Origin of the sequence: Manganibacter manganicus, from assembly GCF_002075885.1 — a bacterium.
Lineage (GTDB): Bacteria > Pseudomonadota > Alphaproteobacteria > Rhizobiales > Rhizobiaceae > Mesorhizobium > Mesorhizobium manganicum.
The window spans coordinates 1-23,910 of the sequence record NZ_MDET01000045.1; the positions used below are offsets into that span (position 1 = coordinate 1).

Genomic DNA, 23,910 nt, shown 5'->3' on the forward strand with positions numbered 1-23,910 from the left:
CCCTTGATGAGGTGGAACGGCCCGCTCCGACAGCATCGAAGTGCTAAAAGGTGGTCGTTGTCGCAAACGCCACAAGGAGGGACCGTTCCGTGAAAGATGTTACCACTATTGGACTGGACTTGGCGAAGCACGTTTTCCAGGCTTTTGGCGCGGATGCCGAGGGCACTCCGCTATTCAACCGGAAGCTTCGTCGCGCCGAGGTGCTGCGTTTCTTCGAGAGATTGCCACGGTGCCTGGTCGGGATGGAAGCCTGCGCCAGTGCGCACTACTGGGCGCGTGAGATCTCGGCCTTCGGCCACGATGTCAGGCTGCTACCGCCTCAATACGTCAAGCCGTTCGTCAAGCGCGGCAAGACCGACGCCGCCGACGCAGAAGCCATCGCTGAGGCGGTGACGCGAAAGACGATGCGGTTCGTCCCGGTTAAGACGGCTGAGCAGCAGGCTGCGGTGATGGTGCTCAAAACGCGGGCCCTACTGGTGCGTCAGAGGACACAAGCGATCAATGCATTGCGCGCCCATTTGGGAGAGCTGGGTATCATCGCTCCGACCGGCATCGCCAACGTCAAAGCATTGGCGCCAATCATCCGGGATGAGGAAGACACCCGACTTCCTCCGGCTGCGCGCTTTGCCCTGACCGAAATCATCAATCAGATCGAGATGCTCGCCACACAGATCGACAAACTCGAACGTGAGATCGTCATCCAGGCCAAGCAGGATGATGAGATGCGGCGCCTCGCGACCATCCCTGGCGTTGGCGCCATTATCGCCATGGCCGTAAAGGCATTCGTTCCCGATCCCGCCGGCTTCAAATCCGCTCGCCACTTTGCAGCCTGGATCGGGCTCACCCCGAAAGCGCATTCCAGCGGCGGCAAAGAACGGTTAGGGCGAATATCGAAGATGGGCAATCCGGTGCTGCGATCATTGCTGACGACGGGGGCGGCATCGGTGCTACGTCATGTGCAGTATCGCGACCGAGTTTGGCCGTGGCTGAAGAACATGCTCACGCGGCGACCCTTCAAGGTCGTGGCGGTGGCGCTCGCCAATAAGATCGCCCGGATGATCTGGGTATTGCTGACCAGAGGTGGAATCTACCGAGATCCAACAGGAATCGAGGCAGGACCTGTCGCCGCATAAGCGCAGGACCGCCGAGACGAGCTGCCCGGCGACCCCCGGCAGGTGAGGTGCACAACAGACGATGAACCACGGGACGAAATCCCGAAACAGGACAGGCCGAAACCCGTGACGCGCACAAAGCGCGCCCCCTTGATCCAGCCACCTGCTTCGCGGACTTCATCGAGGCCAGCGGTCATGACCGCACCAGTAGGCCGGACATATGACCGCACCGTCCTCATGTGGTGAAATCGACTGAAAAGCATCCTTGCACCGCGGGCCGTTCCACATATTACGGGTTGATGGCGTCAGGCCCGCGGCCGGACCAAGGATCAGCGCAATGGGGTGTGGTCGTTTTCGCTTCAGGAGCCGTGGGCGTCCTGACGTGCATGATCAAAGACCGTTTGAGCGAGTTCACGCACAATGTCGCAGGCATCATCCGCAAATCCCGCCGGCCAGGCTCGCGGACCGCCGCGCTGAAATCCGCCGCGCTGAAAATACGGATGAAGCTGATCGACAACGAGCGCGAGTCGGGATGGCAGGTTCAGACCGGCGCGTTCGGCGTATCGGGCTGCCCGATCGAGATTGTGACCGATCTGCGCACGGTTCCAGGCGTCGGTGCTTGCGGTGCGGAGCAGATGAGATTTGAGCAACAACTCGGTGGCGATGGCGATCGAGTGAAGGGCTAGGCTATCGATGGATTTCTTGGCCGCCCAGACGGCGCAGTCGAGTTGAGACATGGCGTTTCGCCGGAACGTCTCGGAGAGATGAAGGTCCGGCGCGAAGTCATCTGGGAATGGTAGAAGGTCCGGCATCGCGCCAAGATGCCAAGATATCAGAAATATCCAACCCGGTTGCTGCGCCTGATTTGCATTGATTTACACGAGGCATGGCGGAGTTCCGACCTTCGGGCACGTCGACGTCGGTTGGAGGCAACAGCCGAGGGCGGCGCTTACGCGCCGCCCGATCCGAACCGATAGACCGGAATACCCAGCTTGCGGGCCTTGTCGGCGAGATTGTCCTGAATGCCCGTTCCGGGGAAGATCACGACGCCGATCGGCATGACGGTCAGCATCTGATCGTTGCGCTTGAAGGGCGCGGCCTTGCCGTGCTTCGTCCAGTCGGGCTTGAAGGCGATCTGCGGCACTTTGCGGCTGTCGGCCCAGCGGGCGGCGATCTTCTCGGCGCCTTTGGGCGTACCGCCGTGCATCAGCACCATGTCGGGGTGCTTGGCGTGGATCTGGTCGAGCTTGGTCCAGATGGCCTGGTGGTCGGTGGTGTCGCCGCCGGAGAAGGCGATCTTCGGCCCGGCCGGAACCAGCAGCTCGGTTTCCGCGCGTCGCTTGGCGGCGAGGAAGTCGCGGCTGTCGATCATCGCGGCGGTGAGATGGCGATGGTTGACCCGTGATCCGGTCCGGGGCGACCACGGCGAGCCGGTGACGCGAAGGTAATGCTCGGCGGCGCTTTCGCGGAAGACTTCCAGGCTGTCGCGGCGTTCGATCAGGCTCTTGCCCATGTCGATCAGGTTCTCGAGCTGCAGCGACTTGACCTCGGATCCGTCCTGTTCGCGCTGGAGGCGCTTCTGGCCCTGTTCGTTGTCGTCGAGCGTATCTTCGACGCGGCTGACGGCGCGGTGGAACATATTGACGGTCGACCAGAGCAGTTCGTTGAGGTCGTGATCGAGGCTGGTGTCGGCCAGGGTGGCGATGAGGGCGTCGAAGATGTCTGCGACGGCTCCTTCGATGACGCGGTCTTCCGGAACCGGGCGGGGATCGGGTTCGTCCTCGGAGGGGCGGTAGCCGTAGAGCTGGAGTTCCTGCAGCATGTCGTTGGTGGGAGACGAGTCGTGGTGCGGTTCGAAGTCGTCGTGCTCGTTCATGGGATGCTCCGTCGGTTGGACCGCGACCGTCGCGGCCTTCATGGCGACGAAGCCGTCGGGCGGGTCGGACCTGCACCCGGAGCAAGGCGCAGGGCCGAAGCGTCAGCGGAGGATCGCGTAGGCCGCCGATTTTGTTTCGCGATGGAAAGGCGCGGGTTCGGGGTCCCCGCGCGGCCTGCCGCGTGGGGTGGACATGCGCCGCCGGAAAATCGTCGGCCGCAGCCATTGCCGATCCGGCCCGGCTGACGGCCGATCGCCCTCTCGAAGGCCGAGGCGTGATCCCTCTGACGGGTCCAGCAGCCAGGGAGCAAGGCGGCGCCGGGCCGCCTCGCTTTCAGATACCGGCTATGCTGCGATCGCCATGAAGCGAGCGACGTCCTGGGGGGCGAGCTGCACGCGGATTCCCGACCGGAGCGCATCGAGTCCAAGCAGGCGCAGATCTTCGTTGCAGTCCCCGAGCACCGGCGAAAGCACGATCGCTTCGATCCCGGCCGCATTGGCGCGTTCGATCAGATTGTCCCGCGCGCCGTCTCCTGCCGGATCGTTGTCGCGGACGATGTAGAGCCTGCGAAGCGTCAACGGGAACAGGATGGCGGCAAGGTGCGCCGCCGAGAGCGCGGGCGCGATCGCCATGTCGGGCATGACCTGACGCAACGACAGCATGGTTTCGATGCCTTCGCCGGCCGCCATCACATCGCCGGGCACGCCGATGCGGACGGCATGACCGAGCAGATCGCCCATTGCCTTGCGCTGCGTGTCGATCGGCGCCTTGTCGGAGCCGTCGGGCGAGAGCCAGGTACGATGGGCTCCGGTGATCGTGCCGCCCAGATCGGTGACCGCGGCGATCATCGCCGGCCAGGTTTCGGTCGGGCCGTCATCCTCGGGCCGGTAATAGCATCTCGGATGAAAGCGCAGGCTGCCGGTTCCGTGCAAAGCCGTAATCCCGCGTTTACGGAGATACGTTTCCACGATGGTGCCCGCGATCGGCTGCGACATGGCGAAGAGGCGGCGCGCCGCCTCAGACGATCCCGATGGGGCTGGCGCTCTGCCCTGTCGTGATGGCGCCGGTCGTGGTTCGGGTTGCGGCATGCTGAGGAAGCTGCGCGCTTCTTCGACGACATCGGTGAAGTCGATGAGGCCGAGCGATTCCCGGATCACGTCGAGCAGGTCGCCATGCTCGTCCGTGGCCGCATCGTTCCATTTGCCCGCTGGGCCCTTCGGCGTATCGCGGAGCCGCACGAACATCGAGCGGCCCTTGGCGTTGCGAACGTCGCCAACCTGCCAATAGCCGCCCTGACGGCGACCGTTGGAAAGGTAGTGGCGGCAGACCGCCTCGGCCTGCCGGCCGAGACGGTGCGCCAGATCGGAGGCGTCGATCCGTGCCATCATGCCGCCTCCCGCTCGGAGATGCGCGACAGCGGATAGGTGTCGAGCAGCTTTCCGAGGATGGTCGGGCCGGTAGCGTCGACGGGCACGAAGAAGCGCAGCTTCCACGAGATGATCTCGCTATACAGCCCGTAGCTCCGCAGCCGGTCGCGCATCGCGTCCGTGAATCCGGAGAGTTCGATGCGGTTCGCGCCCATGACACGGGCACGGCGAAGCTGAAGGCCTTCGGCAAGGTCGAGAATGGTGCGGCCGTCGATCAGGGCCGCATGGGCGTCCTCCACGCCGAGGTTGGTCGCGCCGGTCGAGGCAGCGTTGGCGGCCCAGGCCGGTGAGACGCGTCGGCCGATGATGCGCTCGCCGTCATCGGTCTGAAGGCGATAGACGCGCGTCGACTCGTTGGGCAGGCGCTTCCAGACGGGCAGCAACAGGCCGCTGACCATATGGATCGTGCTCTCGGCGAAAGTCGGGACCTCCGACACCTCGCGCTGCCAGATGGCGGCGAAGGCCTCGCGATCGACCTCCCGCCAGTGGCTGTCGGCCATCATTTTCAGCGAGGCGTGATGCTGCTCCATCGGCCGGATCAGCCGCACGCGGCTTTCAATCTCGCCATCATCGAGCATGAGCGACGGCGCCGGAATCTGTACGGCGGCTCGGCCAGAGCGCTCATTCACGAGCAGCCGGGCATGCGGATCGTCCAGCCAAGCCAGCGCGCTCTCCGTCGACGTCGGCCGATTGCGGCGGCGCTCGACAAGGCTGAGAAGACGCGCTTCCGCCCCCGTCGCGGGATGGGTGTAGATGGTGGTCCGCTTGGTGACGACGAAGCTCTCCGCCGTCAGCGTCTCCAGTCCGATGTCATAGACACCACTGGCGATCGCGCCCGCCACCTTCGCCTCGAGCAGAAGTTCGAAGGCGGTGAACAGGATGCCTTGCAGCTCGATGGTGAGGGCGAGCAGCCGGTTGAGGAAGGTCGTAATCGGCGGCAACTCATCCTTGATGCCGTTGGCATCCATCAGTTTCAGGCCGGTGGCGTCCTCGAAACGCTGGAGCGAGCAGCCCTCGACCTTGCCCCGCACGATCTGGAGATAGAGCTGGCGAAGGGCATCGCGCGCGTAGGTCGATTCCAGATTGTCCTCGGGCCGGAACAGGCCCTGTCCGCCGGTCTGGCGCTGGCCGCGCGTGATCGCGCCCAGCGTGTCGAGGCGGCGGGCGATAGTGGAGAGGAAGCGCTTCTCCGCTTGCACATCCGTGGCGATCGGTCGGAACAGCGGTGGCTGCGCCTGGTTGGTGCGGTTGGTGCGACCGAGGCCCTGAATGGCGGCGTCCGCCTTCCAGCCCGGTTCCAATAGATAGTGAACGCGCAGGCGCTGATTCCGCGCGGAGAGTGCGGCGTGATAGCTACGCCCGGTGCCGCCCGCGTCCGAGAAGACGAGGATGCGCTTCTGATCGTCCATGAAGGCGCTGGTCTCGGCGAGGTTCGCCGATGGCGCGCGGTTCTCGACGACGAGGCGATGGCCCTTGCGCACGATGCGCCGCGATCGGCCCGTCACCTCCGCGACCGTCTCCGTTCCGAAACGCTGCACGATCTGGTCGAGCGCGCCAGGGACTGGCGGGAGCGATGCGAGCCGTTCGATCAGATCGTTGCGACGGGCGACGGCTTCCCTGCTCTCGACAGGCTGGCCATCCCGATAGACGGGACGCGACGACAGATTGCCCTCCGAGTCGGTGAAGGGCTCGTAGAGCTGCACCGGGAAGGAATGGGCGAGATAGTCCAGGACGTATTCCCGCGGCGTGATGTCCACGCGCACGTCGTTCCATTCATCGGTCGGAATCTCCGCCAGCCGACGTTCCATCAAGGCTTCGCCGGTCGAGACGATCTGAATGACGGCAGCATGGCCCGCATCGAGATCGCCTTCGATCGAACGGATTAGCGTCGGCGTCTTCATCGACGTGAGCAGATGGCCGAAGAAGCGCTGCTTGGCGGACTCGAATGCCGAGCGAGCGGCGGACTTGGCCTGCTTGTTCAGCGTGCCGTCGCTGCCGGTGATGTTGGCGGCCTGCATCGCCGCATCGAGATTGTTATGGATGACCGCGAAGGCTCCGGCGTAGGCGTCGTAGATGCCGCGCTGTTCGCCGGTGAGCTGGTGTTCGATCAGCTCGTATTCGACGCCGTCATAGGAGAGCGACCGGGCGGTGTAGAGCCCGAGTGAACGCAGATCGCGCGCGAGCACCTCCATGGCCGCCACGCCGCCGTCCTCGATGGCTTCGACGAATTCGGCGCGGGTGGCGAAGGGGAAGTCCTCGCCGCCCCAGAGGCCGAGGCGCTGCGCATAGGCGAGGTTGTGGACCGTGGTGGCGCCGGTGGCGGAGACATAGGTCACGCGCGCGTTCGGCAAGGCGTGCTGGAGGCGCAAGCCTGCGCGGCCCTGCTGCGAGGCGGCGACATCGCCGCGTTCTCCCTTGCCGCCAGCGGCGTTCTGCATGGCGTGCGCCTCGTCGAAGATGATGGCTCCATCGAAATCGGAGCCCAACCAATCGACGATCTGCCGGACGCGCGAAACCTTCTCGCCGCGGTCGTCGGAGCGTAGCGTGGCGTAGGTCGTAAATAGGATGCCTTCCGACAGGGTGATGGGCTTGCCCTGCGGGAAGCGCGAGAGGGGCGTGACCAGCAGCCGTTCCATGCCGAGCGCTGACCAGTCGCGCTGCGCGTCCTCGATCAGCTTGTCCGATTTCGAGACCCAGACCGCCTTGCGGCGGCCGCGCAGCCAGTTGTCGAGGATGATGCCCGCTGATTGGCGGCCCTTACCGGCGCCGGTCCCGTCGCCGAGCATGTAGCCGCGCCGGAAGCGCAAGGCGTTTTCGGCGTCGGGGGGAGCAGCCTTCACCAGATCGAAGGTCTCATCGACCGTCCATGATCCGGCGAGGAAGTCGGAATGGGCTTCGCCGGCGAAGATGACGGTTTCGAGCTGGGCGTCGGACAGGAGATCGCAGATGTTCGCCGGCAGCATCGGCCGGTAGCTCGGCTTGGGCGGCGCGATGCTGGCCATGGCCGCCGACTGCACGAGCTTGGTCGGATGCGCCTGTGCGCCGGGGATGCGGATCGACTGCAACCCGTATTCTTCGTAGATCGCCTCGGTGAGACGCGCGCCCTCGGGCGGCGTCCAGTCGACGGTCTCATAGGCGAGTTCGGCCCCCTCCGGCTCAATGGCGAGCGACGCGGCTGGGCGAGCCGCCGAGGCGCGCGCGAGATAGCCGCGCACAATGCGCGGTGGAGCGGCCGGACCGGCAGGCGGGGCTGACGGCGTAGCGGCAGCGAGGCGTGAGGGGACCTGAGCCTCGACCCAGCCGAGCAGAGTCGCGACATCGGGCGCAACGCCCGCAGAGGCCGGGAAGACGGCCGGATCGTCAGCCGGGAGCTTGTCGATGACGGTCAGCCGGGTCTCGATCGTCGTGCCGTGCCGAGCGTAGACCGAGCCGTCGATCGCTGCGGTGAAGACGACGCGGCCACACTTCTGGAGCCGCCTGAAAGCGTCGGTCCAGGCCGGGATTTCGGGCCCGAAGTTCGCGCCGGTGATGGCGACCAGCCGGCCGCCGTCGGCGAGACGCGCCAGGGCCGAGGCGACATGCCGATAGGCGGCATCACTCATGCGGCCGGAGACATGGGCCATGGCCGAGAACGGCGGGTTCATGATGACGACGGCGGGCGCGTGGGTCGGCGGGAGATGATCGTCGATCTGGGCCGCGTCGAAACGCGAGACGGCGATGGCTGGGAAGAGAGCGGCGAGCAGATTGGCGCGGGCGTCGGACAGCTCGTTGAGGAGAAGTTCGCCGCCGCTGATCTGGGCGAGGATTGCGAGCAGCCCGGTGCCGGCCGACGGCTCAAGCACGAGGTCGCCCGGCGCAATGGCGGCCGCGGTCACGGCGGCGAGCCCAAGCGGCGTCGGCGTCGAAAATTGCTGCAATGCCTGACTTTCCTCGGAGCGGCGCGTGTGCGTCGGCAGGAGGCCGGTGATTTTCGTGATGGCGGAAAGCCGTGCAGCCGGAGAAGCGGCTTTGCGGAAAAGCGCCTTGCCGTATTTCTGAAGGAAGAGGACGGTCGCAGCCTCGCAGGCGTCATAAGCCGTCTTCCAGATCCAGGCGCCGGTCGTGTCCGACGCGCCGAACGCTGCTTCCATCGCGCTGCGTAGCGCAGCGGCGTCGATGCGCTCGCCTCGCTCGAGGTGGGTCAGAAGACGCAGGGCCGCGCCGAACGCGGCGACCTCTGCTGCAGGAACGGGAACGACAGGAGGGGATGCGGCGGCGTCGGCCGCCGCTGATGTCAAAGCCAGGGTCATGGGAAATGCCTCGGGAGAGCGGATACGGGAAGCCCGCGCGGCGCTCTCTCTCAACCGCCCGGACTCGCCCCGTTCCGGCCGCCCTCTTCCTCTCAAGGGACTCGCAATGGCTGACATGAAAAAAGCGCCCAACCGCGAAGGCTGGGCGCTTTGGGTATCAACCGAACCGGCGACCGGCCTCGGTGAAGGTGTAGTCGTTGGCGGCGATGGATTCGTCGATCGCCTCGTCGGAGGTCAGATGCTCATACTCGCGTTCGAGCTGGCGATAGAGCCACCGGGCGAGATCGCGCAGCGCCTCGGTGACGGCGTCTTCCGCGCCGTCGGTCAGGGGCTGCCAGGTCGGACTGTCGCGCTCCACGGAAACCGACATGCAGTATTCATGGTAGTAGCGCCCGTGATGCGTGGTTTCGGCGCGGAGCTGGAAGAAATTGCGCTGTTGCACGGCTTGCAGCGCGTCGGCGATGCGATGCAGGGTCTCGTCCTGAGGGGCGTAATCGCACAGCGCCTTCGGCGCGCCCTTGCGATAGCGATAATAGGCCTCGAAACAGGCGCCGTCGCCCTGGCTCCAGAAACCGGAAAACCAGATGCGAGGCTCCTGACGGTTGCCGCCACCATAGAGCCGGACCGGCCGGGTCTTGAAGGACAGGCCGAGCAGCTCCCCGATGCGGACGAAATCGTCATAGACGCACTCGAACCAATCGTGCTCGACGCCGTTCTCGCGATACCATGATCGCGCTGTCTCCTTGGCCGGTTCGGAGAGTTCGCCGAGCCGATAGACGGTGGTTTCGATGACCTCAGGCATCGGGATCGCCTCCGTCGAGCACGTCGGCGAGCCAGCCGCTGGTGTAGGTCCAGGCCACCGTCTCGCCGGTGGCGAGGTCGAGCACATGCGCGCCACCGCCGAAGGCGTCGACGCGCGGTCTTGAGCAGGTGTTGGCGTATTGGAAGCCCCAGCGCCCGGTCAGTGTGAACTCGGCGGCGCAGCGCTTCACGAACTGGATCAGGCGTTCGGGATCGCCGGTGACGTCGTCGCGCATCCAGAGCTTGCTCCCGCCATGCTCGGGCTGGATCGAGAGCAGGAAGCCATCGGACGGGGGCTCCTCCGACGCGCCCTCTTCGGAGAGCGTGTTGTAGAGGTCGAGTGCCCGCGCGGCATTGTCGGGGGTGCCGACGTCGAGCAGGCAGGAAAAATGTGTGAAAAAGTCGGCCATGGCAGGCTCCTGAAACGACAAAGCCCGGCGCGAGGCCGGGCTGATTGAAGGAATGGGACGGGGTCAGGCCGCCTGCGGCAGCCGGAGAAGATCGGTGGCGATTTCGCGCCACAGCGGATCGACCAGACGCGCTTCAAGGCGGGAGGCTTGGTAGCGAAGGTCGCGCGCCGATCCGTGATCGCCGCGTCCGGAGGCGGCGAAGGCCAGGCCCCGAATCCGGCTCGCTTCGGCGACGATGCGGCAGGCTTCGCGGTCGCTGGCGACGGGGTGCTGCCAGAGGATGACGCCGGCGCGGATGTCACCGGCGAGGACCAGGCCCAGCGCGTTATCCTGCACGACGATCAACCGTGGCCGGAAATGAAGCGTGTCATCCGGGCCGATAAGGATGTCGTTGCGCGCGACGCGCATGGCGGCAAAGGTCATGGCGTCTTCAGGGGACGCCGCGTCGCCGAGCGGAATGGTCCGGTCACGGCAGTCGGCGTCGGTGGCCCCGGCATAGCTGATCGTGCCGAGGCAGGAGACGCGTAGCGGGAGTTTCTGCGCGCGGTGAAGTGGCGGCAGCACCTTCTCCGCGAGGATCTGACCGATCGAGACAAAGGGGGCAGTACTGGCATGGGTCATCGGGAATACTCCGCGACGGGCGACGGAGGCCTCTCCTCCACCTGCTATCCCGTCACGGCAGACCGGCCCAAACTCTCCCTCTCATCGCCGGTGCTGAAGCCGATCCCGTCAGTAGCCGAAGGACCAGGAGGGCCACGCCTGACCGTCGTCGGAGGCAATGACCGCCGCGGCCAGATAGGTCGCGTCCCCTTCGACGACGGCGGGATCGCGCACCGGGGTTTCGTCGATCACGGTGACGCGGGTGACAAGGCCGTCCTCCACCTCGACATGGACGGGGACGAGATACTGGAACACGACGCGGCGCGTCGTCAGCGCGTTGATAACGGGCATGATGATCTCCTTGAAGAAATACGGGGAGCGGCCGAGACCGCTCCCCGTTGTCGTGTTCACTCGGCTGCGACCAGGCCGGCTTCCTCGTCCTCGGCATCGGCGCCATCGTCCTCCTCGCCATCCTCGGCGAGGAAGTCCGGCAGCGCCGTGTCATCGCCGCCGTCCGTCTGCTCCCCGGCATCGTTGGCCTGTTCGCCGTCGAGCGAGGCGAGCCGCAACGGCTCGGGCAACCAGCCGGTGTCGGCCAGCAGGCGCTCGGCTTCCTTGGCCATGTCGCCCTTCTTCAGGTGGTCGATGAGCTGCGCGGCCCTCTCGCCGGCGCCTTCGCGAACGGCTTCGAGGATACGCGGCTTGGTGACACGGCCGAGATAGTTGCCCACGGTCGGCCGCCAGCCCGCCGCGACCATGTCGAGGCCGGTTTCGCGAGCGAGCCGGTCCGCCTGCGCCATTCGCACGTCGAGGCCATGGCGGCTCACGCCCGAACCTGAATGCGGATTCGGCCGCTCGAAGAGCGCGTTGACGCCGTAGCTGACACACAGGGCCAGCAGGTCCATACGTGATCCATCGTCGAGATGGGTCAGCCAGGCCCACAGCGCCTCGTCGTCGGCCGGGACGTGATCGCCCCAGCGTTCATGCCGCTCGTTGACCGCGCGGGCGGAGTCGCTCTCCTTCAACTCGTCGGATTGAGCCGGAAAGAAGATGTGCCGGACACTGGCCTCGAGGCAGCCCGTTGGCGCGGTGTGGCGGAAGGTGTCGCTGACCAGCTTGTGCAGCAACATGGTCATGGCGACCTGCGGATTTTCCGCCACCGCATTGCGCAGCGCCACCGTGCGATGGGCCGTCAGCTCGATCACGAGGCGTTCGGGCAAGGGTTTGAGGCTGTCGTCGTCGTCCTCCTCGGGCTCGGCGGGCTGGCCTCCGATGGTGATGACCGCGCGCTGGACAGCGGGCGCATTGCTGCCATCGGCGTCGGTCTGATCGTCATCGCCGTCGGACTCGACCGGCGCCTCGTCCTCAGGCCGCACATAGCCGCGCTCGACCAGCAGCGAGCCGTCGCTGTCGAGACTGACGAAAACGCCGGCGATGCGGATATCGGCCGGATCGTAGGTGACGGGCCGCCGTTCGAAGGCTTCCAGTGCCTGCTCGATCTCGCCAAGGCGCTGATCGATGTCGTCGGGCAGCTCGTCGGCCTCGGAATATTCCTCCTCGATCCGATCATACTCGGCTCGCAAGGCTTCGCGGGTTGCGCGCTCCTCTTCGGTCAGATCGACGATCGTGCCAGAAAGTTCGCGAAGGCCATGATCGTGGCCGTAGGGAAAGCTCATGGCCACATCGACCCATTTCCAGCCCTCAGCGGCGATCTCGTCGGCGCAGGTCTTGAGCTTCTCGGCGACGAGTCGATCGAGCAGAACGGGGTCCTGAAGCCAGCCGCCGTCGTCGTCCTGGAACAGGTCGCGCAGGATGCAGCCGCCTGCGGCCTGGTAGGCGTCGATACTGACGAAGACCGCGCGCTTGTCGGAGGCGCGGACCGTGGTCTCGGTCAGCATGCGGCGGATCTGATAGGGTTCCTTCGACCAGCTATGGCTGATCGCTTCCCACACCTGCTCCTGACGCGCGTGGTCTTCCGAGATCGAGAAGGCCATGAGCTGTTCGAGGGTCATGCCGTCTTCGGCATAGACGTCGAGGAGCGCGGGCGAGACGGTGACGAGCCGCAGGCGCTGCTTCACCACCTGGAGCGGGACGAAGAAGGCGGCCGCGATGGCCTCGTCGGTCATGCCCTTGTCGCGCATGGCTTGGAAGGCGCGGAACTGATCGAGCGGATGCAACGGCGCACGCTCGATATTCTCGGCCAACGACACCTCGTCGATCAACACATCGGCCTTGGAGTCAGAGACGACGCAGGGGACCGGTGCGGTTTTGGCGAGGCGCTTCTGCTTCACGAGCAATTCGAGGGCGCGGTAGCGGCGGCCGCCGGCGGGGACTTCGAACATGCCGGTCTCCGCACCTTCGGCGTTCACCACGGGACGGACATGGATGCTCTGGATGAGGCCGCGGCGGACGATGGACTCCGCCAGTTCGTCGATGGAGACGCCGGCTTTCACGCGCCGGACGTTGGACTGACTCAGCACCAGCTTGTTGAAGGGGATGTCGCGTGAGGACGACAAGGTGATCTTCTGAACGGCAGTAGCCATCGGGATGTACTCCGCGACGGGCGGCCGAAAGCCTCTCTCTCGGCCTCCAACCCGTCACGAAAATCCCGTTCCCCCTCTTACTCTCTCACCCCGAACCGCGAACGCTTCAGGAAAGCCTATCGCCGCGTGGAAGCGCAAAGCCTCAAAGCCGACTTCACGCCTTCACGTATTTGCGCGTCAATGGCCGCCGTGCCGTGACCGAGCGGCCTGATAGAGAATGCGCTCTGCCGCCCGGATGCTGCCGGCCTGCCGCGCGGCTTCCACCCAAACGGAGAGCGGGAAATCCCCCGTGAAGAGGATGTCCCGTTCGATCCCCATGCCGAACGGCAGGCGGAGCGACGACATCTCCTGCAGCGAGAAGGAGCCAAGCTCAGGGTTACCGAGATCGGCCAGCCCGAAGAACGTGTCGCCATCCTCGTCCAGTTCGGTGGCGAGCCAGACGCCTTCACCCAGCGGGTTGAAGAATTTTACGAGCGGCACATGGTCGGTATCGCGCCGGCGGCCATTGGCGAGTAGCGGCTTACGCAGTTCGTCGGTCAGGAGGATCATGCCGCCCTCCTGTCGCAATCGGGAATGCTCGCCTCGAGGCGATCTCCGGCGTCCGCTTCGGGAAGGTGTGCGAGCAGCCAGTCGGCGGCCTTGCTCGCCTGACTTGCGGCGCGCACGATGGCGCGATTGTCCTCGCGCAGAACCTCGAGCCAGGAGCCTATATAATCGGCGTGGCGGACGGTCGGGACGATGCCGAGTGAGGCGCAGCAAAAGGCGGCGTTCATCTCGGCGATATATCCTGACAGTCCAGCCTAAAATTCAACGCTGCGTGAATTTATGGACGGTGGAAACTACCTGTTCGGCGGCTCGAACAGTTCGATGGGGTTTCCTGCCGGGTCGTCGACGAGGATTTGTTTGCCACCCACGCCAGTCACGATGTCATTGCGAAATCTGACGCCGGCAGTCCGCAAGCGTTCGACCTGATCTTCAAGGTTGGCGACCTCGATCTGGATGCGATTCCACCCGCCGGGTTCAGGCTTGCGACCATCCGGCATGGGCTGCGACGCTCCGCCTGGTCCCGTCGTTCCGTTGAGCAGAAGGCGCAGATCGCCTCTGGCCAGCATTGCGAAACTCGGAGCCGGATGCATAGAGACGGTGAATCCGAGGGACCGTGTGTAGAATGCAATCGCCGCATCAACATCATCGACGATGTAACGAACGCTGACAGTAGCCATATCAATTCCTCCTTCAGATCAGGCTGAGTGCGGTGGCAGTAGCGGCCAACAGCACGACAACGATCCATGGTGGGGTCTTCCACACGGTGAGCAGCAAGAAGCCGGCAAGCGCGAGCGCGAAGTCGCGCGGTGCGAGGACGGCACTGGTCCACACCGGACTGTAGAGGGCGGCTCCAAGGATACCGACAACAGCCGCGTTAGCTCCCCGCATTGCTGCTTGTGCTACCGGTCGCATGCGGAACATGTCCCAGAAGGGCAATGCGCCGATCAGAAGGAGGAAGCCGGGCAGGAAAATCGCAACGAGCGCGATCGCAGCACCGGCGACGCCGTTCGGTTGCGGCCCCATTACCGTTCCGAGGTATGCAGCAAAGGTGAAAAGCGGCCCCGGCACGGCCTGTGCCGCACCATATCCGGCCAGGAAAGCGTTGTCGCCGACCCAGCCTGAAGGGACGACTTCGGCCTGCAACAGCGGCAGCACGACATGACCTCCGCCGAAAACGAGAGAACCGGCGCGGAAGAATGAATCGAACAGTGCAACCCCTTGCGACGTGCCCGCGAGAATCGGCAGCATCACAAGCAGCACGAAAAACAGCGCAAGCGCAGCGACACCGACAGATTTGGACACTCTGAAACGCAAATGCCCGCCTGTGGGGACGGTTCCTCCTTTGCACAGCCATAATCCGGCGACCCCGCCGGCAACGATCGCCGCAATCTGCCCGATCGAGCCTGCTGCAAAGATCACGATCAGCACCGCCGCCAGAGCGATGCTGGCGCGTTCACGATCGGGCGTAAGTGTTCTTGCCATGCCCCAGACCGCCTGAGCGACGACGGCAACGGCAACTACTTTGAGGCCGTGAAGAAGCCCCGCTCCGGCTGGTCCCGCGAAGGCGGTCGCACCAAACGCGAACAAGACGAGAAGGGCGGCCGACGGTAACGTGAAAGCAGACCATGCCGCGAGCGCTCCGAGTGGACCGCCACGCAGCAGCCCGAGTGCAAACCCAACTTGGCTGCTTGCGGGTCCGGGAAGGAACTGGCAGAGCGCAACGAGATCGGCGTAACCTTCCTCATCGATCCATTTGCGGCGGATGACGAGCTCATCTCGAAAATAGCCAAGATGGGCGATCGGCCCACCAAATGATGTCACGCCGAGTTTGAGAAAGGCGCGAAAGACTTCGCCCGCGGTTCCGCGATGCGCATTCTCATCGACCGTCATCTGCGGATACGACCTCACGAAACAACTCCCGAATCTTGTCTTGCGCAATGGCTAGGGCTTCGACCCCAAAGGCTGTGGCGCGATAGACGCGACGATGCGATCGGCCGGCGCGCTCCGTGCGCGATTCGAGATAGCCCTTGCGCTCCATGGCATGGAGCATCGGATAAAGCGTGCCTGGGCTGACGCGATAACCGTGCCGCGCCAGTTCTTCGATCATCCATTGCCCGTAAAGATCGCCTTCGGCGGCATGATGCAGGACATGCAGTCGTATGAATCCCGACAACAGTTCCTGATGTTCCATGTTCTGGCTGTCCCAAAATCATCTCAAACTCGAACTTCGATATCGGGAACCGATTATATGGTTCATTGGTTAGGTTCACAACCCGCGCCCGATGACGGGCGGGTGAATCGCAACCCAACCAATGGAGCATTCTCATGATCAGTGAACAGGACCGCGATCCCCGCCATCACACCCAGAACATGCAAGCTCGACTTCAGGAAACGATGGACCATCTGCGGGAGGACATTGAAAAAGTGGACGAGCCACAGCTCAAGGCGATGTTCGAAACTGCAGCCGAGGTGTTGGGCGGCCTGAAGAAGGCGTTTGGCGACTACGAAAAGAAAAACGAGGCCGCATGGCAGTAAAGCATCTCGAACGGGGGGATGCTGGTACCCACGAGCAACCCCGCCAACACAAGCGGCACGACGGCTGATCGCTGACTGGATAAGTATCGAGCGCGCTTCCAACTGCCCGAAGAAGCTAGGCGCAGGATGCTGGTCATGCTGCGATCTCCTCACTCTGGGGCTGCTGGGCATGCATCCAGTCGGCTGCCTGTTGTGCTTTGCTGGCGGCGGTAAAGATGGCCTTGGGGTCGTCCTTCAGGACCTTGAGCCACGAGGCGACATACGCGGCATGATCGGGACGCGGATGGTGGGCGATACCCAGATCAGCCAGGACCAGACCGCTAAGAATCTCAACGGAGCATTCTTCGGCGGCATAGGCCGCCGATCCGAAGCGTCCGGAAAGATCGCGGTCGAGCCTGTGCTTGGCGCCACTGGCGTGACCGGTCTCGTGCAGCCAGACACCGTAGAATGACGCAGCGTCGCGGAACAAGGTGAACGGCGGCATGGACACGGTGTCGGTCGACGGGCGGTAATAGGCTTCCGACCCGGCGAACTCAGTCTTGATGCCCAGGTTCGCGATGAAAGCCTCTGCATGAGCGAGGCGTTCGGCCTCGGGCAGCATCGGAGTTACCGGGCGCTCGTAGCCATCAACCTGAGCAACGTTGAAGACGCAAAATGCGCGGGCGAACATCCGCCGATGCCCGTCATCATCGTCTTCGTTGTCGGCTTGCCGGGAAACCTGAATCTCCCTCCACAACACCACTGTGGTGGAGCGTTCTCCTTCACGCACCTGCGCGCCGGCATCCTGCCATTGCTTGTAGGTGCCCCAGAGGCCGTCGCCATATCCGGCTGCGAAGCCCGCGGCCCAGAGCGCCAGCGTGTTTATGCCGCGATAGCGCTTGCCGGATGAGACGTTGGTCGGACGCGCGACGCTGGTGCCGTTGTGGAACCAGGGTGCACGCCATTCGCCGGCGCCTTGCTCGATCGCGGAAATGATCTCGGCCGTGACGCGGGAATAGACGTCGGCGCGCTGGACAGATGTAGATGTGCTGGACATTGGGGAATCTCCGTTGCCGGCGGCGCGAGCTTCTCTCGCCCCTTCAACCGACCCCCCGACTCCAGCCGTCCCCTTCCTCTCCTGCCGCCCGCTCGGGCGGCTGTTGCTGATTTTTTGTCTTGTCATGATCATTGCTCCTTCTCCGCCGGGGCCTGTCCCGGCGTCGGAGCAGCGGATTGCGATGCCTCAGGTGCGGTCGCGCACTCGCAGAGCCGAAGCGTAAGCGGAGGACGGCGATCAGCCGTTGCGCGGATGCGCCGGGCATCGCGCGCTCCGACCACGCCGGGCGGGCCACCGGCGCAGGAGCACACCAGGCTCCCCTCAGGAGCCGCGGGAGGATTGGTCCTTGTCTATGCTGTTGAGGACCTTCCTCGCCCGCTCAAGGTCCTGCTGAAGGATGCTTCGTTGTAGCTGGGACAACCGCTTCTCCTTCAACAGGCTTGCGGCTTCCTGCGCGGAACGAGCCCATGCTGGCCGGTGTCTCGCGGTGATGCAGGCATTTGGACAAAGGGTCGGCTGGCAGAGCGCGGTCAGCGGGCCTTTGGCTCCGGTGGCCCGCTTCAGGCAGGCAGCCGTGCCGGGATCGAAGAAGCAATCGGCCAGCACCCCGACATGGAATGTCCGCGCGAGGCTCGCGAGCATCGTGCGGAGCCGGGCACGATCAGCGATCATGGCCGGAAGCGGACCGAAATCGTCCGATATGTTGTCGAGCGTCTTCGCTATACGCGCCGCTGCAGGTCCGGACAGCGTGGCTCCGGTCTGGCGCTCGTCGAAATAGGTCAACAGATCATCGAGTTGGCCGAGACTACGCTGGTTCTCGACTTCCGCCCGGAAGCCGGACCGGCTGGAGCCGGCATAGCCTTCGAAAGCGGCGACGGAGGCATGCTTGTACTGGATCATACCGGCGATGGTGCCGAAGGGACGGTTGGCGATGTGCCATGCGATCGTGCGTCTGAACTGCCGCGTCGTGATCCGCCAGGGACGGTCACCAGGTCCGTTCGGGATCGCCGGCCTGTCCGGTGTGCCGAACAGGTCGTTGAGATGATCACGGAAGCGGTTGATCTGACGGACGATCTCGGCCGAGAGATGGTCCTTACAATATGACTTCGCTGCCAATACCGGCCAAAGGGTCGTGAGAGCACGAGCCGATGCCGAGGGAAATGACAGGCGTTCCAGAACCTCGACAGCTCTGGCGACGGGCTCGATGGTGATCCACTCGGCAGGTTCACCCTGGGCGGATTTGCCTTTATAGGCGACGGACCGAACGCGATGGCGCATGATCATGCCGTCTTCGCTGCGCGTCAGGGAAAGACACCCACGCTGCATCGCCTGGACTTCGCAGTCCCGCATGCCGGTCAGATAGGCGCACAGGATATAGGCCGCTGATTGCAGCATGCGCTCTTCCGCCGCGAGGGTCTTGGCGTCGAAGCGGGGTCGCCAGGGCTTACCGGTCTCGGGCAGAATGGAGATGGATGTATCCATGCCTCCGGTCTCGACACCGAGTTCGAGCACCGCACCTCTGATCTGGCGTGGAGCGCCGTCCGTGAGTTGAATGTGCATCTTCGGCTCGACGAGCGTGTTGATGCCGATGTGCAGATGAAGCAAGTGGGAATTGACGGGTGGCGATAGGTCTCCTGTCTCGGGGTGCCGGAGGAATATGCCGTTATGCGCGGTGCCCCAGATCGGCACCCCGCGACCTTCATTGCGAAGCCGCCCGAAATAGTCCTCAAGCCGGTTACGCTGCTGGCGCCGTCGGTCTTGACGTTCGAGGACACTGTCCTGCTCGATGAGCATGGCGCAATGAGCTTCGAGACAATCCATCTCCTCGCGGGCTGCGAAGATATCGGCGGCAAACTCGGTGACATACCGGATCGACCAGGCCAGCAGCGGCGATATGATCGCCTCGGGAATGCGCGGTGTCCGGTTCTCGTGAACCTGACGATAACCCGCGACGTGCGCTGGAGGTCTTCCGGCCCATGGCTGGAATGATAACCCTCCGGAAGGAAGATCATCGCGATAGGCATAGAGATCGAACGGGACCTCCAGCAGCTGGGTGACAATGACCGGCCGACGAGCACGGTCGGCCTTGAGGTGGCGGGCATACCGGTCAAGAAGTGGCTGGTCGACACGGCGGAGATCGACCACACCGAGTTCATCACGCACGAACTCGAAGAAGCGTCGTGCGCGGTTGAAGACCTGTCGGACACTACCGGGAGAAAGAATCTTGCGGTGACCCGGCAGGTCGACGTTCAGCCGGGCATAGAGAAGTTCGCGCAACGCCTCGCGGACACTCACATCCTCGACGCCCCCGAAATGTACGGTGACATGACAGCGGCGGGCGCTCTCGCGAAACACGGCCGGTCCAAGATCCCAGCTCGGATCGCTGTAGCGCGAAAGTGCTTCCCGCGAGAACCCCGGCTTTAACGGGGCGGACGCAAGAACCGGGCGCAGATCGAGTTGCCGGGAGGTGGAAGCTGCTGGCGACAATCCCCTCATTGCCGGGCCTCGGGCGGCAGATAAAGGGTATGCGCTTCCGCCTCATGGCGGGCTGCGGCAACCATACTCTCGGGAAATGCAGGCAGAACCTGCCCGGCGATGCGAGCATGGGCGCGGCCAAACTTCATCGCCCAGTCTGAGGCGGAGAGACTGGCCCGCTGCTCCTCGATAAAGTGCTGGAACGCGATGATCGCCGGCAGTTTGCGCGCGGTGATGACAGCATTGCGGCATTCGAGACAGCCCCAGAACGGTTGCGGGCAAGGCGCTCCTGGCTCTCCGAACGGGCTGCGGTCAAAACCAGAGCATGCCGCCAGCCAAACGTCCTGTTCACCACGCAGGATACTGTCGCGGTCCTCGCATCCTTCGGCCGGGCCATCGCGTTGCCGCCAGGAATCTTCATCAGCAGGCGCCAAGACGATCGGACCGGCGGCGGCCGCGACTTCGGAAAATGCCTCAGCAACGGTGGCTTCGTGCAGCGGTCGCAGCGAGGGGATGTCAGCGTAGTGGCGCGCGGCGATCTCAGGCGTATGCCCAACGGCGAAACGGGCCATATGACCCTCGGTCTTCAGATACCAGAGTGCCTTGTGGGTCTTGCGCAAGCGGGAAAGGACGAGGCGGAGCGGCTCACCATCGTCATCGACGAGATTATGCCCCTTTATCCATCTGGCCACGAGTTCCTGCTGATGCTCCAAGCCTGCACGAAGCTGCTTCCGCCCGGTGTAATAATAAAGCCAAAGGTTCTCGCTTGGGACAAACTGCCGTGTGAATGCAGTCGCCTCGATCAGCTTGCGTATCAGACCGCCCGGTGTTCCGATCCCGCCGTCACGGACGCGAATGTGCTTGTGCTCGGCGCCGCGGGCACGCCGCTTGACATACGCGATCTCGATCGTGCCGGGTCCGGGGTTCTGAAGGCAGTCGATCGTCAACGCCTTGCAGCATTCGAGCTCCAGGCCGGTCTCCAGAGATAGGAAGGTCAGAAGTGGTGGGATATCCATTGCACGTAGATGGAAACGTGCGTGTAGATCTTCAGCCAGGTCTGAAACGGGCAGATTGCGCCGCAGCCTCATGAAATAGAGGCGATGGAAGGCGCGATCGCCGGAGCTGACTCTGCCGGAGGCGACAATCCGTGCATTGGCTTCATCGGTCACCCGGCAGAGATTGGCATCGCCATCGTCACTCTCGAGCGGCTTCCCGATCCGCCGGAATATCCTGGCGATGTCGCCACGGGCAGCGTCCCGAAGCTGCCGTGCGACGAAGGGGCTATAAGCGTCACGTGGTCGGGATCGGCCAACGGATTGTCTGCTGGTGTAGCTCAGGCGTCGACGGACGCCCTCATGCAGAAGGCCGGGCTGGTTGGCGTCGATCGAGCGCAATGCGAGGATGGCTTTGGCGAAAACAGTGTGCCGGTGGATCGGGGTCATCCCGCCGGCTTCGAGGAAATCCTCATAACCATCGATGTCATCAGCACGCAGATTGGCGGGCGTCTTTGCCGTGGAGTGCTCGCGCAGATATGCGAAAAACCGGAGGTAAGCCTGAAAGTGCTGTTTAATGGTGCCTCGCGCACCTAGCGGACCACCAAGCTCGGACTGCCGGCGCAGAGCCCCTGCAAAAGCGATGGCGAAGGGTCGCGGATGCACAGCGGTGAGGTCAACCTCAAGCGTCCCGCCATAGCGCGCCTCGATATTGAAGCGCAGACCGAGCACCCGATCGCTGGCGTGCGGGGGAACAACGCCATCGGCTGGCGCAAAACGCACCGCGGTTCCCTTGCGTGGGCGTCCCGTCACAGGGTGGTCTCCGAGGGGAGCAATCCCAGGAGCTCCTCGACGGCCGCATCGACAGTATCGGCGCGCGTCGCGATATGGTCGAGGTAGATGTATGTCGTCGTCAGGCTGGCATGGCCGAGAAGCCGTTGCACCTGCTGGAGAGGATCACCAAGCACCTGCCGGTATCCCTCCATCGGCCCGGCAGGCAAAGCAGCATCGCGGAGACGGTGCTGAATGAGCATCGCCAGCATGTGAACGGCGAAGGTGTGACGGAGCTGGTGCGGACTGATGCTGATATCGAAACCGAAGGATCTGCACCGGCTGGAGGCACGGGCGAAAACGACTTCCCAGGAGTTCGGCTGCACCGGCATGCCGATCTCCGAAAGCCACAATACCGCCGGTTCGCTCGGTGTGCCGTCGCTGTCGCAGACAATGATCCGGCCGCGTTCTTCCGGGTTGAGCCGGTCAAGCGCGACATCGCCGCCATCAAGCAATCGCAGCCGGGCAGCGTGCCGCTCCGGGTGAACGAAGATCGGTCGGTCGATCGATTGCCACGCCGAGCGCTGCTGGAGCTTCGCGACGGCATGAGCACGTTCGACATCGACATAGGCGCGCACCTGTTCAAGCAGTCGAGCGGGAACGAGAATCTGGCGGCCACGATCGCCCTTGGTCTGGGCATCCGGCAAATCCAGCCAGACCTGACGGCCCTGACGCTGATCGGCGAAAACGAGATCGGAGGTGAAGAGAGATGACGCTTCTTCCAGCCGAAGCCCTGTGGTCACCAGGAGATCGGAGAACAGCGCATTGCGAATGCCGTTGCGATCTCGGGCGCCCGGGCGTGTTCGGCCGTCAGGAAGGAGCCCTCTAAGGCCGATATCTCGAAACCGCCGATAGTCGTCGAGCGTGACGAAACTGACGTCCGCTCGACGCGCGGCGGGTTCATAGGCATCGTTCCGTGCCGCAATCTGCGCTCGCCGCCCAGCGTACCCCTGCCTCCAGACCGAGCGATGCGTGAAGGGTGCTTCCGCAATCAGTCCTTCCTGCACACCCCAGCGATATAGCCGATCGAGGCAGGCGACCGCGCGATTCCAGGAAGCAGCGGAGATGCGTTGTCCGGCGTCGGCGCGGCGGCGGATGCGGTGATAGACAAGGACATCATGCCGGTCGGCTTGCCATATCGTCTTCGCGCAGGCTTCCGAAAGAAAACGAGCCCAGACGAGAACGTCGTAGCCATAAGCACGAAGGGAATGGCGGGAGCGAACGCCGTTGAGAGGAAGGTCGCGGAAAAAGCGATCCAGATCAGGATCGTATAGCGCCCCGTCCCGGAGGATCATTGGGACATGGGCGTCAAGGCCCTCCGCTGATCTGCGCTCCTGAATGGTGATGCTTGAAGCTGCGATTACATTGTCCACAAGTTGTTCAACCTTCCCCCGGACCCCCATCCGGGGAGCCAGCTTCAACGAAGGAGTTCAACTTGCCCGGCGCTATCCAGGCCGGCCTCCGCCAGCTATGTGGGAGCGCTGCGGCCGGCCTGGATAACGCCTCCGTCAGTCCTGTTGCATCGACGTCAGCAGGACACTGGGAGTCGGTGCAGACTGTCAAGATAAGGCCACCAATTCCTCGAACGCGTACTTTTTCGTTCCGAACGCGCCGGAGAAATCACGTCCGAGGCGGGAAGCATGGCCTGTGGCGTGGCCGAGTTCATGCAGCGCGGTCCGGTGCCAATTGATCGGCTCGAAATAGGCCTGGGGCGGCGGCACCTGCACATAGTTGTGGGCGGGAACGTAGAAGGCACGGCTCCCGCCGATGCGGAAGTCGATTCCCGTTGCCCGGATCAGCGCCTCGACCCTTGGCTCGATCATGCCCGACGCCGGGGGCGGCGCTTCGACGGCAAGATTCTCGGGCAGCCCCTCGCACTGCGCCGCATTGAAGACCGTGAACCGCTTCAGAAATGGAATGGCGGTCGCCTCTTCGCCGGCCTCGCGCGCGCGGCGCTTTTCATCGTCAGGCACAAAGCGGTCGGCGTAGACGACGGTCGTGCCATGCTCGCCCTTCCGGACGTTCCCGCCGAGCGAGAGCGCCTGGCGAAAGGTGAGCCACTGCTGGGAAGGAAAACCGTGCTGGATGACGGCGCCCCAGAGGATCAGGACGTTGATGCCGGAATACTGGCGCGAGGTCGCCGCGTTCCTCGGCATGGCGAGCGGCGCCTTGGCCGCGGCCGTGCCCCAAGGCTGGACCCAGGGAAGCCGACCATCCTCCAGCTCGGCGATGATCTTGTTGGTGACGTCGTCATAGAAATTGGTGCGGTCGCCGGTACGACGCGCGGCGCGATCCATTCTGGCCATCGGGATAAACTCCACGACGGGCGCCGGGAGCCTCTCTCCCAGCCCTCAACCCGTCACGGAAGATCCGTCCGCACTCTCACTCTCGGGGCGTTGCGGGGTGTCCCCGCAGAAGGGGTCGGCCGAGACCGTG

At 64.2% G+C, this 23,910-nt stretch carries 19 protein-coding genes and 2 pseudogenes; 3 read left to right on the forward strand and 18 right to left on the reverse strand.

Features of this window, described 5'->3' with window-relative positions; translation table 11 throughout:
* Positions 1 to 89: 89 nt before the first annotated feature.
* Both BFN67_RS19210 and BFN67_RS19215 read left to right on the forward strand, forming a co-directional pair.
* The gene (locus BFN67_RS19210; RefSeq protein WP_080918558.1) at positions 90 to 1,133 is read left to right on the forward strand and encodes an IS110 family RNA-guided transposase; all 1,044 of its coding nucleotides are present in this window, start codon (positions 90 to 92) and stop codon (positions 1,131 to 1,133) included.
* Between the two features lie 365 nt (positions 1,134 to 1,498).
* Positions 1,499 to 1,798 carry a hypothetical protein gene (locus BFN67_RS19215; RefSeq protein WP_012561391.1) on the forward strand — a complete coding sequence of 100 codons (300 nt, stop codon included), beginning with the start codon at positions 1,499 to 1,501 and terminating at the stop codon, positions 1,796 to 1,798.
* A gap of 263 nt (positions 1,799 to 2,061) precedes the next feature.
* Here BFN67_RS19215 and BFN67_RS19220 read toward each other — a convergent pair whose 3' ends face one another.
* The 13 genes and pseudogenes from BFN67_RS19220 to BFN67_RS19280 form a co-directional block, all read right to left on the reverse strand.
* Positions 2,062 to 2,988, reverse strand: coding sequence for a DUF2493 domain-containing protein (locus BFN67_RS19220; protein ID WP_012561392.1), 927 nt, complete (start codon positions 2,986 to 2,988; stop codon positions 2,062 to 2,064).
* Positions 2,989 to 3,333: 345 nt separating this feature from the next.
* A complete protein-coding gene (locus tag BFN67_RS19225) occupies positions 3,334 to 4,374 on the reverse strand; it encodes a DUF7146 domain-containing protein (RefSeq protein ID WP_012561394.1) in 1,041 nt (346 codons plus the stop codon).
* Positions 4,374 to 8,705: a bifunctional class I SAM-dependent methyltransferase/DEAD/DEAH box helicase gene (locus tag BFN67_RS19230; protein ID WP_080921123.1), complete on the reverse strand. Its 4,332-nt coding sequence runs from the start codon at positions 8,703 to 8,705 to the stop codon at positions 4,374 to 4,376. Before BFN67_RS19230 ends, BFN67_RS19225 begins: the two co-directional genes overlap by 1 nt.
* Before the next feature lie 157 nt (positions 8,706 to 8,862).
* Entirely contained in the window at positions 8,863 to 9,507 is a 645-nt protein-coding gene (locus tag BFN67_RS19235; RefSeq protein WP_012561396.1) for a hypothetical protein, read from the reverse strand.
* Positions 9,500 to 9,916, reverse strand: a complete 417-nt coding sequence (locus BFN67_RS19240) for a hypothetical protein (protein WP_067179938.1) — start codon at positions 9,914 to 9,916, stop codon at positions 9,500 to 9,502. Before BFN67_RS19240 ends, BFN67_RS19235 begins: the two co-directional genes overlap by 8 nt.
* Positions 9,917 to 9,979: 63 nt before the next feature.
* Positions 9,980 to 10,537, reverse strand: a complete 558-nt coding sequence (locus BFN67_RS19245) for a hypothetical protein (protein ID WP_012561398.1) — start codon at positions 10,535 to 10,537, stop codon at positions 9,980 to 9,982.
* Between the two features lie 108 nt (positions 10,538 to 10,645).
* On the reverse strand, positions 10,646 to 10,867 hold the full coding sequence (locus tag BFN67_RS19250; RefSeq protein WP_012561399.1) for a hypothetical protein: 222 nt from the start codon (positions 10,865 to 10,867) through the stop codon (positions 10,646 to 10,648).
* Positions 10,868 to 10,923: 56 nt separating this feature from the next.
* Positions 10,924 to 13,059, reverse strand: coding sequence for a ParB/RepB/Spo0J family partition protein (locus BFN67_RS19255; protein ID WP_012561400.1), 2,136 nt, complete (start codon positions 13,057 to 13,059; stop codon positions 10,924 to 10,926).
* Between the two features lie 177 nt (positions 13,060 to 13,236).
* Positions 13,237 to 13,608: a DUF2958 domain-containing protein gene (locus BFN67_RS19260; RefSeq protein ID WP_012561401.1), complete on the reverse strand. Its 372-nt coding sequence runs from the start codon at positions 13,606 to 13,608 to the stop codon at positions 13,237 to 13,239.
* A pseudogene (locus tag BFN67_RS19265) lies at positions 13,605 to 13,841 on the reverse strand (zincin-like metallopeptidase domain-containing protein); the annotation flags it as partial. The pseudogene BFN67_RS19265 and the gene BFN67_RS19260, both read right to left, overlap by 4 nt.
* 57 nt (positions 13,842 to 13,898) lie before the next feature.
* Positions 13,899 to 14,282 (reverse strand): VOC family protein, encoded by a 384-nt coding sequence (locus BFN67_RS19270; RefSeq protein WP_080921125.1) that lies wholly within the window; start codon positions 14,280 to 14,282, stop codon positions 13,899 to 13,901.
* 13 nt (positions 14,283 to 14,295) lie between these two features.
* On the reverse strand, positions 14,296 to 15,495 hold the full coding sequence (chrA, locus tag BFN67_RS19275) for a chromate efflux transporter (RefSeq protein WP_080921126.1): 1,200 nt from the start codon (positions 15,493 to 15,495) through the stop codon (positions 14,296 to 14,298).
* Positions 15,482 to 15,796 (reverse strand): PadR family transcriptional regulator, encoded by a 315-nt coding sequence (locus BFN67_RS19280; protein WP_080921127.1) that lies wholly within the window; start codon positions 15,794 to 15,796, stop codon positions 15,482 to 15,484. Before BFN67_RS19280 ends, chrA begins: the two co-directional genes overlap by 14 nt.
* A gap of 134 nt (positions 15,797 to 15,930) precedes the next feature.
* Between BFN67_RS19280 and BFN67_RS19285 the strand changes: the two genes are divergently transcribed.
* Positions 15,931 to 16,140, forward strand: coding sequence for a hypothetical protein (locus BFN67_RS19285; RefSeq protein WP_080921128.1), 210 nt, complete (start codon positions 15,931 to 15,933; stop codon positions 16,138 to 16,140).
* A 133-nt stretch (positions 16,141 to 16,273) separates the two neighbouring features.
* Here the strand turns inward: BFN67_RS19285 and BFN67_RS19290 are convergent, their stop codons facing one another.
* The 5 genes and pseudogenes from BFN67_RS19290 to BFN67_RS19310 all read right to left on the reverse strand — a co-directional run.
* Positions 16,274 to 17,176 carry an ArdC family protein gene (locus BFN67_RS19290; RefSeq protein ID WP_080921129.1) on the reverse strand — a complete coding sequence of 301 codons (903 nt, stop codon included), beginning with the start codon at positions 17,174 to 17,176 and terminating at the stop codon, positions 16,274 to 16,276.
* A 321-nt stretch (positions 17,177 to 17,497) separates the two neighbouring features.
* Positions 17,498 to 19,672 carry an integrase gene (locus tag BFN67_RS19295; protein ID WP_080921130.1) on the reverse strand — a complete coding sequence of 725 codons (2,175 nt, stop codon included), beginning with the start codon at positions 19,670 to 19,672 and terminating at the stop codon, positions 17,498 to 17,500.
* The gene (locus BFN67_RS19300; RefSeq protein WP_080921265.1) at positions 19,669 to 21,426 is read right to left on the reverse strand and encodes a hypothetical protein; all 1,758 of its coding nucleotides are present in this window, start codon (positions 21,424 to 21,426) and stop codon (positions 19,669 to 19,671) included. The genes BFN67_RS19295 and BFN67_RS19300 overlap by 4 nt, the downstream gene beginning before the upstream one ends.
* Positions 21,427 to 21,452: 26 nt before the next feature.
* Complete coding sequence (locus BFN67_RS19305; protein WP_080921131.1) at positions 21,453 to 22,877, reverse strand: tyrosine-type recombinase/integrase; 1,425 nt, start codon at positions 22,875 to 22,877, stop codon at positions 21,453 to 21,455.
* Positions 22,878 to 23,042: 165 nt separating this feature from the next.
* Positions 23,043 to 23,780 (reverse strand): annotated as a pseudogene (locus BFN67_RS19310) (ArdC family protein); the annotation flags it as partial.
* Positions 23,781 to 23,910: the final 130 nt, after the last annotated feature.